This is a genomic window from Paenarthrobacter sp. A20 (genome assembly GCF_024168825.1).
Lineage (GTDB): Bacteria > Actinomycetota > Actinomycetes > Actinomycetales > Micrococcaceae > Arthrobacter.
In genome coordinates, this window is record NZ_JALJWH010000001.1 from 809,061 (window position 1) to 823,794 (window position 14,734).

A 14,734-nucleotide genomic window follows, 5' to 3' on the forward strand; every position below is an offset into this window, starting at 1 on the left:
GGTCCCGCCGACCCCGGCAGGACCGTATCTCCAAAGTGTTCGTTCCCGAGCATCGCAACACCACCAAGAAAGAGGAAAATAGTGAGTAATCACAGCTCCCGGCGTGTTTGGAAGACCGCCGCCGCCACCATTGCCGGGGCGGTGCTGGCAATGTCCTTCTCCGTAGCTCCGGCGTCGGCCGCACCATTGGTTGATGGCGACCAAACCGGCTCCATCACCGTTCACAAGTTCGAGCGCCCGGCTACTCCGACCGGCCTGCCCAACAACGGCACCGCCGTCGACACCACGGGCCTTACGCCCCTGGCGGGCATCGAGTTCACCGTCCAGCAGGTCAACGATCTCGACTTGTCCACCAACGCAGGGTGGGACGCCGCGCACAACCTGAGCAGCGTCTTCTCCCCCGCCGATCCCAGTGGCTCCATCACGGGCGCCGGGTTCACCCTCGGTGCCGGACAGGCACAGACCACCGACGCCGCGGGCACCGCAACGTTCGGCAGCCTTCCCGTCGGCCTGTACCTGGTAACGGAAACCAACTACCCCTCCGGCGTGACTCCGGCGGCTCCGTTCCTGGTATCCGTACCGTTGACGGACCCGGACAACAAGGACAACTGGATCTACGACGTCCACGTCTACCCCAAGAACTCCATCACGGGTGCAGAAAAGACCGTCACGGATGCTCCTGACGTCAAGCTCGGCGACCAGATCGACTTCACCATCACCGGCGACATCCCGAACGAAGAAGTCATTGATGGCTACAAGATCGTGGACGCCCTGGATGACAAGCTGACCTACGTTGGCGCCTCGGCTACCCTGACCAACGGCACCGCAATCGCCGAAGGTACGGACTACACCGTGGAATTCGATGCCGCCAACAACACGGCTTCCATCGTCTTCACCCCCGCTGGCCTCCTGCTGCTGGCCGCTAACAACGACGCCCGCGTTCAGGTTGTTGTGAACACCACCGTCAACACGATCGGTGAGATCGAGAACGAAGCACTGGTATACCCGAACCTGGGTAGCTTCACCGCCGTTCCGGGCGAGCCCGGCGGCCCCATCGTTACTCCCCCGGTTGTTACCAAGTGGGGCGAAATGACCCTTGAAAAGGTCAACGAGAACGGCGAAGCCCTTGCAGGCGCTTCCTTCTCCGTCTACGCCACCCAGGCCGACGCACAGGCCGGAACCAACCCGATCGTCCTCAACGGCCAGAGCACCTTCACGGTTGCTGCAGACGGAACCCTGACCATCTCCGGTCTGCGTTACTCGGATTGGGCCAACGGCGCTGCAGTTGCACCCGGTTCCGCCGACTACCGCACGTACTACCTGGTTGAAACCACCGCACCGGCGGGCTACGAGCTGCTTGCCGAGCCGATCTCCTTCCTGATCAACTCAGCATCCACTGCGGTTGGAATCGACCTTGAGGTCAAGAACATCCCGTCCAACAGCGGCTTCGAACTGCCGCTGACCGGTGGCGCGGGAACCGGCGTTCTCTACGCAGCCGGCGCACTGCTGGTTGCCGGTGCCGGACTCCTGCTGGTCCGTTCACGCCGGAGCACCACCAACAGCTAGTACCTGAGGACCCACCAGGGTTCCCAGCATGAACACCGGAGTGGGGAAGAACGCCAACACGCGCTCTTCCCCACTTTGCTTCCCAAAAGCACACCCCCAGGATTCTGATGACACAGCCCCAAACGCCCTTGCGGCAAGCCCACCGAAAATTCCGCGACGCGTGGAGCCTCCAACGTATCTTCATCGTTGTGGCCGCAATCCTTGGCGTCGGAGTGTTGCTCTACCCCACCGCGGCAGCCTGGTTCTCGGACCGCATCCACGCGACCGAGATCAGCGGCTACGTCAATACTGTTGAGAGCCTCTCCCCCTCCGCGCAGAAGGCGCTACTGGACGAGGCCCGGCAGTTCAACCAGGAACTGCCCTCCGGCCCGCTGCGGGACCCCTATTCGCTGAACGAAAAGGGCGAGCAAACAGTGGTCGGCGCCGGCTCTGAGACCTACAAAAAGATGCTCGACGTCGGCCCGGGCGGCATGATGGGACGCATCAGCATCCCCTCCATCAAGTCGGATCTGCCCATCTTCCACGGCACGGACGAGGAGACGCTGTCCAAAGGAGCAGGGCATCTCTTCGGCTCCGGTCTTCCGGTAGGCGGCGTAGGAACCCATAGCGTCATCACGGCACACTCAGGCTTCGTCAACGCAAAACTCTTCGACGATCTGGACCAAGTGGCTGAAGGTGACGTCTTCTCAGTCACGGTGCTCGGTGAAACCATCTACTACAAGGTGGACCAGATCAAAACTGTTCTTCCTGAAGAAACCGATGATCTCCGCAAAGTCCAGGACAAGGACTACCTCACACTCGTGACATGCACTCCCACCGGCGTCAACTCCCACCGGTTGCTGGTCCGCGGCGAACGCACGGATCCCCCCTCCGGCGATGCCGCACAGACACTCCCCAGCCAAGCACTGGATCCCGGGTTCCCCTGGTGGGCCGTGGGCTTCATTGGCACCGCCGTCATCATTGTGGTGGTCACCCGTCCGCGCAAGTCCGCGCCGGCGGAGACCCCGGATGAACCTGACGAAGAGCCAGCCGACGACCTCGCCGACACTTTGTTGAGCTAGGACTTGGTGGGCTGGGCCGAACCTCATGGCTCAGCCACGCACCAACCAAGCCCGCCCATAAAAAAGCGCTCCCCCACCGACGTGAGGGAGCGCTGGTGGGTTAACGGCCGGCGTCGGGGGTTTCAGTCTCTTCGTCGGCATCCGGTGCGGCAGAACCGCCGTGGCCGGGACGCTTGGAGCTGAGGTTGATGCCGGAGCCCTGGCCGAGGTGGTCGGCGTTTTCCTTGTGGCTCATGGAAAGCATGGCGGCCACCACGAGGCTGACGATGAACGCGATGCCGGCGCCCGTGAAGGCGAGGTCGAACCGCGGGGCGCGTGCGCTGCCGCCGGAGGCAAAGATGAGCACGGCAACGAAAGCCAGCACTGCAAAGAACGCGGAGAACATGAGGGGTCCCTTGACCGAGGTCCGCATCTTGCGCGGTTCTCCTGGGGTCTGGTCTGCCACGGTCATTCCTCCAATGATGGCGGTTCTTGTCCGCCGGTCAGCAAAAGTTCTACAACGAGTAGAACGTCCAGCTACTAGTTTACGGCCTCGGGCGAAGCGCCGGGCGCAGCGGTCTGGGCGGCTCCCTCGGAACCTGCGCGGGCATCGTGCCGCAGCGTCAGCCCGGACAGGATCCACAGCACGCCGGAAATGATGGCGCCACCACCGGCAACACCCAACAGCGCGTGGGCTCCGAGGGAAGTGAAGAACGGCAGCATGACGGCCGCGCCCACGGAGACGATGCCGGAAACAAGCCAGTCTCGGGCCAGGGAGTCCCGCTTTCGGAGGCCATGGACGAGCTCCAGGAGGCCCAGCACCAGCAAGGCCAACATCGCGGAGAGAGCCACGCCCGCGTCAGATTGGGTGATAAGAGCGCCGATGCCTCCGAGCGCAACAACCACGGGCACTGCAACCGGTAAAGCTCGGGACATCCACACCGCCCCGGCAGTGGCGAGCATATACAGGCCAACAGCCCAGGCCAGAACATGGACCGACGGCGAAGCCCAGAAGATGGTGATCGCACCGAACAGCAATGCGACCGTCGCGCGGATCAGCACGGGTTTCCAGAGTCCGGCGGCTGAAGCAGTAGGAGTCTGGGCAGGAATCGCTGGAAGAGTCACCCGTCCAGTTTAGTGGGAACCCAGCACCATCCACCGATCGGTCCGTGCGCGTAGCCCCAAAGTCACGCCACGGGCCAGCATGTAGCCCAGCGCGAACGCGGCCCACAACCAGAAGAGCCCGGCCTCGCCGTCGGGCCTGATCTGGTGGATAGCCACCAACAGCGGCAAATAGACCACCAGGTTTACGACGCCGGCGATCGCCAGATACCGTGCGTCACCGGCGCCAATGAGGACTCCGTCGAGGACGAAGACATAGCCGGCCAGGGGTTGTCCCACGGCGAGGACCCAGAGGGCGATGGTAAGGGCTGATCGGACGCCCTCGTCGGAGGTGAACAGGTACCCGGCCCACGGTGCCGCCACGGCCAGGAGCACGCCGGTGATCACGCCGAATCCGAGGCCCCAGCGGACCATGGTGCGGGTCAGCTCGCGGACACGCTGGGCATTTCCGGCGCCGAGTTCCTTGCCGACCAGTGCTTGCGCCGCGATCGCCAGGGCATCCAGCGCAAACGCGAGGAACGAGAAGATGGTCATGGCCAACTGGTGCGCCGCCAGGTTCACGGCGCCCTGGGCAGTGACCACCAGGACGGTCGCGAGGATGGCCAAGCGCAGGCTCAGCGTGCGCAGCATGAGCCACGAACCCACCTTGGTCATCGCGCGGATGCCATGCCAGTCGGGCCTCAGGGACACTCCGTGCTGCCTCGCGTTCCGGCTGACCATCACCAGGTAAACGGCGGCCATGGCCCACTGCGCGAGGCTGGTACCAATCGCCGAGCCAGCCACCGAAAGATCCAGCCCGTAGACCAGGAACCAGTTGATCGCGATGTTCAACGCAAACCCGGCCGTTGCCACGAGCAAAGGCGTCCGAGTGTCCTGGAGCCCGCGGAGAACGCCGGTGCCCGCGAAAATGAGGAGCATTGCGGCCAGGCCGGGCATGGACCACCGCAGGTAATCGACGGCAAATTCGCGGACGTCCCCGGTTGCGCCCATGAAGTCAACCAACGGCTCGGCCGCCACGAAACCGACCACAGCGAGCACCAGCCCCAGCAGCAGCGCCAGCCACACGCCGTCGCGCCCTGCCGCCAAAGCCTTCCCCAACTTACCGTCGCCGATTGCACGGGCCACTGCCGGCGTCGTCGAATATGCCAGGAAGACCATGAGCCCCACGGCGGTGTGCAGAATGGTGGAAGCGAGCCCGACACCGGCGAGCTGGTCAACGCCCAGATGCCCCACAATGGCGGAGTCCGCCAGGAGGAACAGCGGTTCTGCGATCAGCGCGCCGAAGGCGGGAACGGCCAGGCGCAGGATCTCGCGGGCGTTTGAGCGGGGTGTGGTGGTTGTGGTTTGAGGCACTAAACAAGCCTAGTCCGGCGCGGGCCGGGTACATTTGGCCCGTGTCACATGAGCATCCCGTCACCGTTTCCGTCGCCCGCACCATCCTGCCCGGCTATACCCGCCAGGCCAACGCCTGGGCCCATGCCGGCCAGGAGCTCGCCCGCGAATGGCCTGGTTACCTTGGATCGGGATGGGTGCGCAATGGGGCCGATTCAGCTGAATGGCACATGTTGTACCGATTCGCTGACGCCGACTCGCTGCAGGAGTGGGAAGACTCCGAGGAGCGGCGCTGGTGGATCGACAGCGCCAGGGACATGATGGAAACCACCCGCGTGGAGCGCCACACCGGTATTGAGGGATGGTTCTCCCGGCCTGGCGACGTCTCAGTGGTCGTCCCCGAAACCGTGGTGCCGCCCCGCTGGAAGCAGGCCATCAGCATCTTCCTCCCGTTCTTCCCGCTCAGCCTGCTGGCCAACTTCCTGCTGCATCCCCTGACTCAGGACTGGCCATTGGTGTTCTCGGTACTCCTCAACATCGTCATCCTGACGCCGTTGATGACGTACATCTTCCTGCCGATCACCACCAGGCTCCTGCAGCCGTGGCTTCAGAAGCCGGCCAGGAAGCGCCGGATGCAGGCGAAAGGGGCCAAACCATGACTTACATCCTCTCCACGGACAAGAACCGCGTGGACCGCGATTGGCTCTGGACCGAGCTCTCCACCAACGTTTACTGGGCAAAATGGCGCACGCGGGCCGACGTCGAAGCGCAGTTGGAGAACGCTTGGCGGATTGTTGGCGCTTACGACGCCCGGACCGGCGCCATGGTGGGTTACGCGCGGGCGTTTTCCGACGGCGTTGCCCTCGCCTACCTGGCCGATGTGTACGTGCACGAATCCACGCGGGGCCAGTCGCTGGGCAAGGCGATAGTGCGCGAAATGATCGACGCCGGGCCAGGAGCCGGGTTCCGGTGGATGCTTCACACCGGTGATGCCCATGGGCTGTATAGGCAGTTCGGCTTCACTGAGCCTGACGCGCGCTACTTGGAGCGAGCCGAAGTCCGCTAGCCGTGTTTTGGTCATAAAAGGCCATCATTAGTTGACACTTCAACTTATCTTCGGGAGGGTTGATTTATGAACAAGTCCAGCTTGACCACCACAGCCCTGACCATCCTGCGCGTTATCGCAGGATTTCTCTTCGCCGCGCACGGTTGGCAGAAGTTCAACGAATTCACCATCGCCGGCACGCAGGCGTCCTTCACGCAGATGGGCGTCCCCGGCGCTTCCGCAGTCGCCCCGATCGTCGCAACGCTTGAGCTCGTAGGCGGCATCGCGCTGATCATCGGATTCCTGACCCGTGTATTCGCAGCCCTCCTGGCCGTCAACATGCTCGGCGCACTGTTCCTGGTGCACGCCCCGGCAGGCATCTTCGTTGGCAATGGCGGGTACGAACTGGTGCTGCTGTTTGCTGGCGCCGCTTTGGCCCTGGCATTGGCTGGCGCCGGCAAGATCTCCGCGGACGCCGCCCTGTTCGGCCGCTCCGGCTCGAAGCTCCGCGTCCTCGCGTAAGCGGCCACCACCCCGGACGCTCGTTACCTTTTTCGTAGCCTGTTTCCTGGTGCAGGATATGGGTGTGCTGGCCTGCTGATCCCGGCATGATTGTGACGCTCTGTCAGTCGATGATCTTGAGAGTGTTGTCACCGGGGTTGGTAGGTGCCGGGAGACCGCTGATAGGGGCAGGACAGTTCGGGAACGTCGTGCGTAACGTGGGTGCCGGGTCCTGACACCGATGGTGGGCCAGTGGAGGTAGTTGACTACGACTGGAGGTGCCAGATGATCACGAACCACGACGGTGTCGAGGTGTTTATTGGGCTGGATGTTGGCAAGGGCGTCCATCATGCCGTTGCCGTGGATCGGGCCGGCAGGAAATTACTGGACCGGGCGCTGCCCAACGATGAAGCCAAAATCCGGGAAATCATCGCCGAACTTGTGGACGCCGGACGTGTGTTGCTGGTCGTTGACCAGCCAGCGACTATCGGCGCGTTGCCGGTAGCGGTTGCCCAGGCCGCCGGGGTGCTGGTCGGCTACCTGCCGGGGCTGGCGATGCGCCGGATCGCGGATCTTCACCCCGGAGAGGCGAAGACCGATGCCCGGGACGCGTTCATCATCGCCGAGGCCGCCAGGACCATGCCGCATGCCCTGCGCTCGGTTCAGTTGGTCGATGAGCAGCTCGCTGAGCTGAGCATGCTTTGCGGGTTCGACGAGGATCTGGCCAAGCAGGCCACGGCGACTTCGAACCGGATCCGTGGGCTGCTCACCCAGATCCACCCAGCTCTGGAAAGGGTGCTGGGACCCTACATGGACCACCCGGCGGTGCATGACCTGCTGCGGACCTGGCCTACCCCTGAAGCGCTCCGTCACGCGGGCCGGCGCCGGATCGGGACCCGGCTGAGCAAACTCGCGCCGCGGATGGGTGAACGTCTTGCCGATGACATCATCGAGGCCTTGGGCCGGCAAACAGTCACTGTCGTAGGAACGAACGCCGCGACCATCGTGCTGCCCCAGCTCGCGGCCATGCTCGCCGGGCTCCACGAAAGCCGCGCCACGGTCCTCACCCAGGTCGAAGCTCTCGTGGAGGCCCACCCTCTTCACCCGGTCCTGATGTCTCTGCCGGCCGTGGGCATCAGGACCGCCGCACGAATCCTCACCGAAGTCGCCGGGAAAGAGTTCCCCACCGCCGGGCACCTGGCCTCTTACGCCGGGCTGGCCCCCGTCACCTGGCGATCCGGGTCCTCCATCCGCGGCGACCATTCCTCAAGAAAAGGCAACAAAGTCCTCAAACGAACCCTGTTCCTCTCCGCATTCGCTGCGCTCCACGACCCACCGTCCCGGGCATACTACGAACGCAAACGAGCCGAAGGAAAACGCCACAACCAAGCACTCATCGCCCTCGCACGACGACGCTGCGACACCCTCTACGCCATGCTCCGCGACGGCACCCTCTACCAACCCCCAACACCCAAAACCGCTTGACGAAAAACATAGGGACACTCTCACCTAACGGCCCCTAACTGCCGGCGCTCTCTCACTTCCTTCAGAAGAGTGAGAGAGCGCCGGCGTTTAAATGGCCGGAGGTGAGAGAGCGCCGGTGTTTAAGCGGCGTGTCGTGAGAGAGCGTCTAGCCCGTCACGCCGGTGAGTTCGTTCGGGACGTGCTCAAGCTGCGCCGACTTCGCTACCTTGCCGGTCACCAAGTCCACCGCATGGATGGTGCGCGTCGCAGGTTCGGTGACGAACGCCGTCGAGCCTTGGACAAAGAGCGTGGGGCGCGGATCCTGCCACGTGGCGGACTCTTCCCACCCAGCAACTACCGGGATCGTGGATGTAACAGCGCCGGTGAGTGGGTCGATCACACGCAGGCCCCCGTCAGTCCCAAGCACCAGTGCTTCACCTGCAGGCCCGCGGCCCAATGAACGGAATGAGTAGCTGGTGCCGATGTCCACGAGTTGCATGGTGGCGGTCTGGGTGTTGACGAGCGAGATCCGCGTGGGTCGCTCCGGCTTGGCCGCTTTGTCCACCTTGTAGTCGCCGAGGATGACAGGCGATTTTTCCGAACCTGCCTGGTTGCCCAGCCGGCCGTACGCATCGGGGCTGGCCACCTTGGTGATGGCACCGTCCTTGTAGACCAGCATGCCGTTCTCGCATCCAACCACCACGGCTTCACCTGCGGCAACGGCCTCGCCATGCACCCCTGGGCAGTCCTCATTGCGCAGGATTTCCTTGCGGTCCTGCCCCTTTCCCGCCGAGAGCACGGCAATTCCGGTTCGGCTTTCCTCGTTGCCGAGGGTCACCAGCAACTTGCCGTCTTCCAGCTCGACGGCCACTCCGTGATGGGCTTCAGGCGTCGTATACACGTCAGTGGCGGGCAGCTTTCCATCCTCCACAGCAGCGGCCAGGGCAGACGTTTCGAAGCTCTGCACCTTGCCCGATCCGTCGTTGAACAGCACCGTCTTGTCCGCGTGAAGCACCACATGGCCAGCCTTGTCTGCCTCAAACGCCAATTCAGTCAGCTTGGGGTCGGCTACGTAGTGGTGGCTGTGGTCACCGTGCGGCTCGGTCCAGGCGCCTGCGTCGAACAGGCGGAAGGCATCCCCGGTGGACACGAATACATGCCGCCCGTCGCCGGCTGGATTCAGGCGGTTGAATCCGGACATTTCCGCAGTTCCCACCTGCTCAAGCGACGCAGCATCCAAAACCGACATGCCGGCGTCGTGAGTGTAGACAAGCCGCGGCGTGGCCGCCCCGGCCTCCTTGGCAGTGGGTGCCGATGTAGCCGAAGGTGACGAATCAACTGTGCTTCCCGCGGAACCGCCGGGGTCGGCGCAAGCGGTCAGCAGCAGGGCAGAGAGCCCGACGGCGGCAATCGGCAGGGCGTGAAGGCGTCGTCTGAGCGTGGTCGGGGCAGGGGTCATGGGGGTGAGGTGATGAGACATGGGTTAAATGATATTGATTCTCATTTAGACTGCAAATCGACCTGCTCAGGCACCCCTCCACTGCTACTCTCAACAAGATGCCCACAAATACTTTTTCGCTGCGAACCGGAAGCTTGCGATGACCACCATCCTCACCGGCGTCGGCGCCAGTACCGGGATTGTCCAGGGACCGGCCCGGCTCATTCACGGACCCGACGAATTCGGCCTCTTCCAGTCCGGAGATGTGCTGGTTTGCCGCACCACCGATCCCGCGTGGACGCCCCTCTTCGGAATGGCATCAGCTGTGGTCACGCAAACCGGCGGCATGCTGTCCCACGCCGCGATTGTGGCCCGGGAGTACGGGATTCCCGCCGTGCTCGGAGTCCGTGACGCACTGGAAATGCTCGTCGACGGAAGCCGGCTCACGGTAGATGGTGCGCAGGGAACCGTCACGGCGGCGGACAACAAATGACGCTTCTCACCCTGCACGCCGTACGCCTTCTCGGGTTCGCGGACACAGGGGCTGTAGCGGCGCGCTTCGCCCGGTCCCGCACGGTGGTGGAGTCCGAACTCATCGACGCCGGCGTGGATGGCTTCGTTTCGTACAGCACCTTCGCCGGGACCAGTGGTTGGTCGCTGTCGAGTCTCGGGCGGGCCGAAAATGAACGATTGCTTGCCCTGGAACTCGACCATGCGGAGGCGCGTGGGACAGTTGTGGCCGTGCACGAGGAATTCGCGGAATTCAACACCGGCGTTGTCGGCGCCTGCAGCGCTATCCAGTTGCAGTCTCCCGCTACGGAAGATGCCATGGATGTCTTGATCGGCGCCTTGGCAGCGTGGCGTCCCATGGAAGGGCAGCTGACCGGTTTACTGCCCCGGTTCGACGGCTACGCCGAGCGCCTGCTGGGGGCACTGAGGCATGCTCCGGAGGGCACGGCCTGGCTCACGGCCACGGACCGCGATTCCTTTCATCGGATCTGGTTCGAGCTGCACGAGGATCTCATCGCGACCCTCGGGATACCACGCGCCTGACGCATCTGGTCGCTGCGACGGCCAGCACTGACTTAGTCACGTAACAGAAACCTGCCGACAGTAAACTTCGAAACATGAGCGATGATGCCGCCAATTCAGTGACCCTCCGCTTCCTTGCGGCCCCCATGGACATCGGACACAGCGGGTCAGTCGACGCCGGCACTGTCCTTGAGTGGGTGGACAAGGCGGCGTATGCGGCAGCGGTGGGGTGGGCCAAGTCGTATTGCGTCACTGCCTATGTGGGCAACATCCACTTCACGGATCCCGTGAACAGCGGCGACATGGTGGAGGTAACGTCCACCATCGTCTATACCGGCCGCTCCTCCATGCACATCCACACAGTGGTCAGCTCCCGCGATCCCAAGGGTGGTCCGGAGACGATGCACAGCCAGTGCATGGTGATCTTCGTAGCGGTGGGGCCGGACGGTAAACCTATCCCCGTCCCCCAGTTTGAGCCGTCCACGCCTGAAGAGATCGAGCAGCGCGACCACGCGCTGGCACGCATTGAGGTCCGCGAACAGATCGTCAACGCGATGAACGCGCAGGAATATACCGACGCCGGGACCGCCGAGCGCGTCGTCCTGCGGTTCATGGCGTCCCCCACTGATGTGAACTGGGGCGGCAAGGTCCACGGCGGCATCGTGATGAAGTGGATTGATGAGGCCGCGTACGTTTGCGCTTCCCGGTACTGCGGCAAGGACACCGTGGCAGTGTTCTCGGGCGGCGTGCGCTTCTACCGGCCGCTGCTTATCGGCCACGTCGTAGAAGTGGAAGCACGCCTCGTCTACACCGGCGCCAAGGGCATGCACATCGCTGTCCACGTCCGCTCCGGCGATCCGAAGACCCGCGAAATGAACCTGACCACGTACTGCCTCACGGTCATGGTGGCGCGCGACGAAACGGGAACCTCGGTGCCCATTCCTGCTTGGGAACCGGTGTCCGACGAGGACAAGAAGCTGCACGCCCACGCCCGCGAATTGTTGGAAATCCGTGGCCGGGCACCGGGAAACCGCCTGCCGGATCATCTGCTGAACGCGGCTGGCCACTAAAGGGAACTGGCGTTAAGACTCACCGTCGGTCGGACTGCCCCCGGCTGCAGCCATGCCATCGCTGCGAGATGGTCGGTGCCCGGCGTTGTGATGACTGACGCTCCAGACAGTGTGAACCCGCGGAACAGAATGTGGTCCGGCCGGGTGGCGGGCAGGCTGGCCGGCCAGGTGAAGCCGAAGCCGGTCCGGGCGTCGTCGAGCGTTGCCAGGAGTGGGGCGAAGGCGCGGTCGGTATTGGCCGCATTAAAGTCTCCCACCACCAATATCCGTTGCGATGGATCCGCCTCCAGAATCCTGCTGAGCTTGGCAAGCCCTCTGTTCCTGTTGCCTACTTCGCCGGGCCGGACCGAGGGCAGATGTACGGCGTAGAGCTGGACGGGCCCCTCGGGCGCTTCCACCTCCATGCTCATGGCGCGGGACCAGCCGAGGCCCAAAGCAAGGGGCCTGCCTTGGCTCAGCGGAAACCGGCTCCAGACCCCCACCGTCCCCGCAACCTGCCGGTACGCGAACGTCCCATCCATCAGCGGAGCTATTCGTTCCAGTGTCGGGCCGGTGAGCTCCTGCAGGACCACGACGTCGGCGCCGGACGTGATCAGCTTCTCCACGGCCTCGGAGGCATGCGGATTTCCTGCGCGGAGGTTCTGCGTGACGATGCTCCATCCGCTGGGTTCGCCGGACGTCGCTGCGGCGGAAGACGGGGCGGCGCCCGTCGCCATGACTGGCAAAAAGACCACACACCAGGAAATCAGGGCGGCCGCCGCTGGAATGGAGCCCGCCCAGGCTCTTGAGAGCAACGCCACGATCAAAAGGGCAGCAATGACCATCCCGAACCACGGCAGGAAGCTCTCGATGGCGAGAGCCATCCCGCGAGCCTCCGGAACCAGTCCGTGGCCGAAGAGCAGTGCCATCAGTACTCCCGCGAAGAGGCCCACAACCCAGTCCCTGACCCGCGGACGATGCCGCCGGGCCTCAAACAGCCCGCGCTGCGTGGCAGTTGCGTAGGTGGTTCCGGTGTCCTTATCCATAGCCCCATGGTTCAGAAAGGAACTTAAAGGATTCTGAAGCCCCGCAAACTATGCTGGTGGCCATGACGGAGCCCATAACAGTCCTGGTCGTCGACGACGATCCGGACATCAGGAGCTCCCTGCAGTCCCTGCTCGAAGCGGCCGGATACCAGGTTGAATCGGCAGCTGACGGCCGGGAAGCTCTCGAAAGGGTGGCCGCAACATCCCCGGACCTGGTGGTGGCGGACGTTTTGATGCCGCTGATGGACGGACTCGGGCTCTGCCGAATGCTCCGAACCGCCGGCAACACCGTTCCCATCCTCCTGCTCACGGCCCGCAGCGATGTGGCTGACTGCGTTGCGGGGTTGGACGCCGGAGCGGATGACTACCTTTCCAAGCCGTTTGAACCCGATGAGTTGCTGGCACGATTGCGGGCCATGGCACGCCGGACAAGCCAGCTTCCGGCCAGCCCCATGGGGTACCACAATGTGGAACTGGTCCCCGAGGCCCACGCCGTGAGGCAAAACGGACGCTGGATTGACCTGAGCAGCACCGAATACGCCATCCTTTGCGTGCTCGCGGAAAACCCGGAGCAAGCACTCAGTCGAGGCCAGATCAGCGACGCCGTGTGGGGATACGCAATGACTCCAGCCTCCAATTCACTGGAGGTCTACATCAGCTACCTGCGTCGAAAACTCGAAGCCGGGGGTGAGGCGCGGATCATCCAGACGGTTCGGGGCGTCGGATACAGGCTGGCCGCATCGTGACGCTGCGCCTGCGGATGACACTGGTCATCGCAGCGGCCATCACCCTCACCGTTTCACTGTTTGCAGTACTGGTGTACGTCTTCGTGGGTCATGAACTACGTAAGAACGAGGATCTTTCCCTGAGGCGCGAGTCGGATCGCATCATCCAGCTGATCCAGACCGATCCCAACTGGCAAGGGTTTTCACAGTGCACCTGGGTCCGTTCGCCGGCCTGTGCACAACTGGTCTCGCCAACTCCCAGCGAAGACCCGGACTCCGGCGCCGGGCCGGCCTTGCCCATCACCGCCCAGATGCGGGAGGTGGCATCCGGCAAGAGCGCGGCTTTCTTTACGGAAGCGGCCATCGGCGACGATCCCATCCGCGTGTACGTCAGGCCCCTGCCGAACCAACGGGCTTTGGTGGTGGGGGTCAGGGATGACAGGGTGTTGGCCACCTTTGAGCGTCTCGGCTGGCTGCTCGCGGCGACGGTGCTGGGCGCCCTGGTGGTGGCTGCCGGCACTGCCTACGTAGCCGCAAGGCGCGGACTTCGCCCGGTGGATCGGCTCACAGCGGTAGCCGAGAGTATTGCCCAAACCCGCAATACCGACATCAGGATTCCCCGAAGCAAAACCACCGAAATCAACAGGCTCGGCAGCGCGTTCAATACGATGCTGAGTGAATTGGAAGAATCCCGCCGCCAGCAGGAACAGCTGATTGCCGACGCCTCCCACGAACTGCGCACTCCCCTGACGTCGCTGCGAACCAACGCAGCCATGCTCAGGAATCCCGAACTGTCGCAGGGCAGCAAAGAACGCATCACCGGGGCCTTGGAGCATGAGCTGATAGCGATGCAGTCCCTCATCGAGGACCTGATCGACCTGGCTCGACACGATGAGGCCCCTTCCTTCATCGAGGAAATGGACCTCAACGAACTTGTTCTCTTCTGCATGGACAATGCCGAACGCCGGTACCCCGGGGTCGCGTGGTCCTTGGAAGGACCCGGCGGGCCTCTCCTGGTGACAGGGGAACGTGTCAGGCTGGCCCGCGCCATCGCGAACTTGCTGGACAATGCCGGCAAATTCACGCCGTCGCCGGGCCATGTCCGGGTAGCCCTGGGCGCTTCTCAGGGCGCGGTCACCCTCGATGTGCGGGACACGGGACCGGGCATTCCGTCGGAGGATCTGGACCATGTCTTTGACCGGTTCTACCGTTCCACCAGCGCGCGGAGCGTCGCCGGATCCGGTGTGGGACTCGCCGTGGTTCAGCACGTAGCCACCGCCCATCACGGCACGGCAAAAGCGCATCCGAGCCCAAGCGGGGCACACTTCAGCCTGACGCTGCCGCTGGCCGAGGGCAACTAACACCCCGGGCCAG

The 14,734-nt window shown here is 63.8% G+C and carries 16 protein-coding genes; 11 read left to right on the forward strand and 5 right to left on the reverse strand.

What is annotated here, in order from left to right; genetic code table 11:
* The first annotated feature begins 81 nt into the window (after positions 1–81).
* Positions 82–1,566 (forward strand): SpaH/EbpB family LPXTG-anchored major pilin, encoded by a 1,485-nt coding sequence (locus J3D46_RS03870; protein ID WP_231342563.1) that lies wholly within the window; start codon positions 82–84, stop codon positions 1,564–1,566.
* Between the two features lie 107 nt (positions 1,567–1,673).
* Positions 1,674–2,627 carry a class C sortase gene (locus J3D46_RS03875; protein WP_231342566.1) on the forward strand — a complete coding sequence of 318 codons (954 nt, stop codon included), beginning with the start codon at positions 1,674–1,676 and terminating at the stop codon, positions 2,625–2,627.
* A gap of 100 nt (positions 2,628–2,727) precedes the next feature.
* Here the strand turns inward: J3D46_RS03875 and J3D46_RS03880 are convergent, their stop codons facing one another.
* The 3 genes from J3D46_RS03880 to J3D46_RS03890 all read right to left on the reverse strand — a co-directional run bounded on the left by J3D46_RS03880 (position 2,728) and on the right by J3D46_RS03890 (position 5,081).
* Positions 2,728–3,078: a hypothetical protein gene (locus tag J3D46_RS03880; RefSeq protein WP_231342567.1), complete on the reverse strand. Its 351-nt coding sequence runs from the start codon at positions 3,076–3,078 to the stop codon at positions 2,728–2,730.
* Between the two features lie 68 nt (positions 3,079–3,146).
* A complete protein-coding gene (locus J3D46_RS03885; RefSeq protein WP_253465157.1) occupies positions 3,147–3,731 on the reverse strand; it encodes a DUF308 domain-containing protein in 585 nt (194 codons plus the stop codon).
* A gap of 9 nt (positions 3,732–3,740) precedes the next feature.
* On the reverse strand, positions 3,741–5,081 hold the full coding sequence (locus J3D46_RS03890) for an MATE family efflux transporter (protein ID WP_253465161.1): 1,341 nt from the start codon (positions 5,079–5,081) through the stop codon (positions 3,741–3,743).
* A gap of 41 nt (positions 5,082–5,122) precedes the next feature.
* Between J3D46_RS03890 and J3D46_RS03895 the strand changes: the two genes are divergently transcribed.
* The 4 genes from J3D46_RS03895 to J3D46_RS03910 all read left to right on the forward strand — a co-directional run bounded on the left by J3D46_RS03895 (position 5,123) and on the right by J3D46_RS03910 (position 8,091).
* Positions 5,123–5,719, forward strand: coding sequence for an antibiotic biosynthesis monooxygenase (locus tag J3D46_RS03895; RefSeq protein WP_253465164.1), 597 nt, complete (start codon positions 5,123–5,125; stop codon positions 5,717–5,719).
* A complete protein-coding gene (locus J3D46_RS03900; protein ID WP_253465167.1) occupies positions 5,716–6,126 on the forward strand; it encodes a GNAT family N-acetyltransferase in 411 nt (136 codons plus the stop codon). The genes J3D46_RS03895 and J3D46_RS03900 overlap by 4 nt, the downstream gene beginning before the upstream one ends.
* A 66-nt stretch (positions 6,127–6,192) precedes the next feature.
* Positions 6,193–6,627 (forward strand): DoxX family protein, encoded by a 435-nt coding sequence (locus J3D46_RS03905; protein ID WP_231342578.1) that lies wholly within the window; start codon positions 6,193–6,195, stop codon positions 6,625–6,627.
* Positions 6,628–6,891: 264 nt separating this feature from the next.
* Complete coding sequence (locus J3D46_RS03910) at positions 6,892–8,091, forward strand: IS110 family transposase (protein ID WP_231339521.1); 1,200 nt, start codon at positions 6,892–6,894, stop codon at positions 8,089–8,091.
* 145 nt (positions 8,092–8,236) lie between these two features.
* On the opposite strand, the gene aztD is transcribed toward J3D46_RS03910, so the two are convergent.
* Positions 8,237–9,550 carry a zinc metallochaperone AztD gene (gene aztD / locus J3D46_RS03915; RefSeq protein ID WP_253465170.1) on the reverse strand — a complete coding sequence of 438 codons (1,314 nt, stop codon included), beginning with the start codon at positions 9,548–9,550 and terminating at the stop codon, positions 8,237–8,239.
* Between the two features lie 118 nt (positions 9,551–9,668).
* Here aztD and J3D46_RS03920 point away from each other — a divergent pair, with 118 nt between their 5' ends.
* From J3D46_RS03920 to J3D46_RS03930, 3 genes are all read left to right on the forward strand, one after another.
* A complete protein-coding gene (locus tag J3D46_RS03920; RefSeq protein WP_253465173.1) occupies positions 9,669–10,001 on the forward strand; it encodes a PEP-utilizing enzyme in 333 nt (110 codons plus the stop codon).
* Complete coding sequence (locus J3D46_RS03925) at positions 9,998–10,561, forward strand: hypothetical protein (protein ID WP_253465176.1); 564 nt, start codon at positions 9,998–10,000, stop codon at positions 10,559–10,561. Before J3D46_RS03920 ends, J3D46_RS03925 begins: the two co-directional genes overlap by 4 nt.
* 74 nt (positions 10,562–10,635) lie before the next feature.
* Entirely contained in the window at positions 10,636–11,610 is a 975-nt protein-coding gene (locus J3D46_RS03930; protein ID WP_231342589.1) for an acyl-CoA thioesterase, read from the forward strand.
* Here J3D46_RS03930 and J3D46_RS03935 read toward each other — a convergent pair.
* Entirely contained in the window at positions 11,607–12,635 is a 1,029-nt protein-coding gene (locus J3D46_RS03935) for an endonuclease/exonuclease/phosphatase family protein (protein WP_253465179.1), read from the reverse strand. The two genes, J3D46_RS03930 and J3D46_RS03935, sit on opposite strands and share 4 nt — an antisense overlap.
* 62 nt (positions 12,636–12,697) lie before the next feature.
* Here J3D46_RS03935 and J3D46_RS03940 point away from each other — a divergent pair, with 62 nt between their 5' ends.
* Both J3D46_RS03940 and J3D46_RS03945 read left to right on the forward strand, forming a co-directional pair.
* Complete coding sequence (locus tag J3D46_RS03940; RefSeq protein WP_253465182.1) at positions 12,698–13,381, forward strand: response regulator transcription factor; 684 nt, start codon at positions 12,698–12,700, stop codon at positions 13,379–13,381.
* The gene (locus J3D46_RS03945) at positions 13,378–14,721 is read left to right on the forward strand and encodes a cell wall metabolism sensor histidine kinase WalK (RefSeq protein ID WP_253465184.1); all 1,344 of its coding nucleotides are present in this window, start codon (positions 13,378–13,380) and stop codon (positions 14,719–14,721) included. The genes J3D46_RS03940 and J3D46_RS03945 overlap by 4 nt, the downstream gene beginning before the upstream one ends.
* The last annotated feature ends 13 nt before the right edge of the window (positions 14,722–14,734 follow it).

Bases quoted from the DNA above. Each gene is read 5' to 3' on its own strand.
- J3D46_RS03875 (WP_231342566.1), top strand. From the start codon at position 1,674: ATGACACAGCCCCAAACGCCCTTGCGGCAAGCCCACCGAAAATTCCGC.
- J3D46_RS03880 (WP_231342567.1), bottom strand. From the start codon at position 3,078: ATGACCGTGGCAGACCAGACCCCAGGAGAACCGCGCAAGATGCGGACC.
- J3D46_RS03900 (WP_253465167.1), top strand. From the start codon at position 5,716: ATGACTTACATCCTCTCCACGGACAAGAACCGCGTGGACCGCGATTGG.
- J3D46_RS03905 (WP_231342578.1), top strand. From the start codon at position 6,193: ATGAACAAGTCCAGCTTGACCACCACAGCCCTGACCATCCTGCGCGTT.
- J3D46_RS03910 (WP_231339521.1), top strand. From the start codon at position 6,892: ATGATCACGAACCACGACGGTGTCGAGGTGTTTATTGGGCTGGATGTT.
- aztD (WP_253465170.1), bottom strand. From the start codon at position 9,550: ATGTCTCATCACCTCACCCCCATGACCCCTGCCCCGACCACGCTCAGA.
- J3D46_RS03920 (WP_253465173.1), top strand. From the start codon at position 9,669: ATGACCACCATCCTCACCGGCGTCGGCGCCAGTACCGGGATTGTCCAG.
- J3D46_RS03925 (WP_253465176.1), top strand. From the start codon at position 9,998: ATGACGCTTCTCACCCTGCACGCCGTACGCCTTCTCGGGTTCGCGGAC.
- J3D46_RS03930 (WP_231342589.1), top strand. From the start codon at position 10,636: ATGAGCGATGATGCCGCCAATTCAGTGACCCTCCGCTTCCTTGCGGCC.
- J3D46_RS03935 (WP_253465179.1), bottom strand. From the start codon at position 12,635: ATGGATAAGGACACCGGAACCACCTACGCAACTGCCACGCAGCGCGGG.
- J3D46_RS03940 (WP_253465182.1), top strand. From the start codon at position 12,698: ATGACGGAGCCCATAACAGTCCTGGTCGTCGACGACGATCCGGACATC.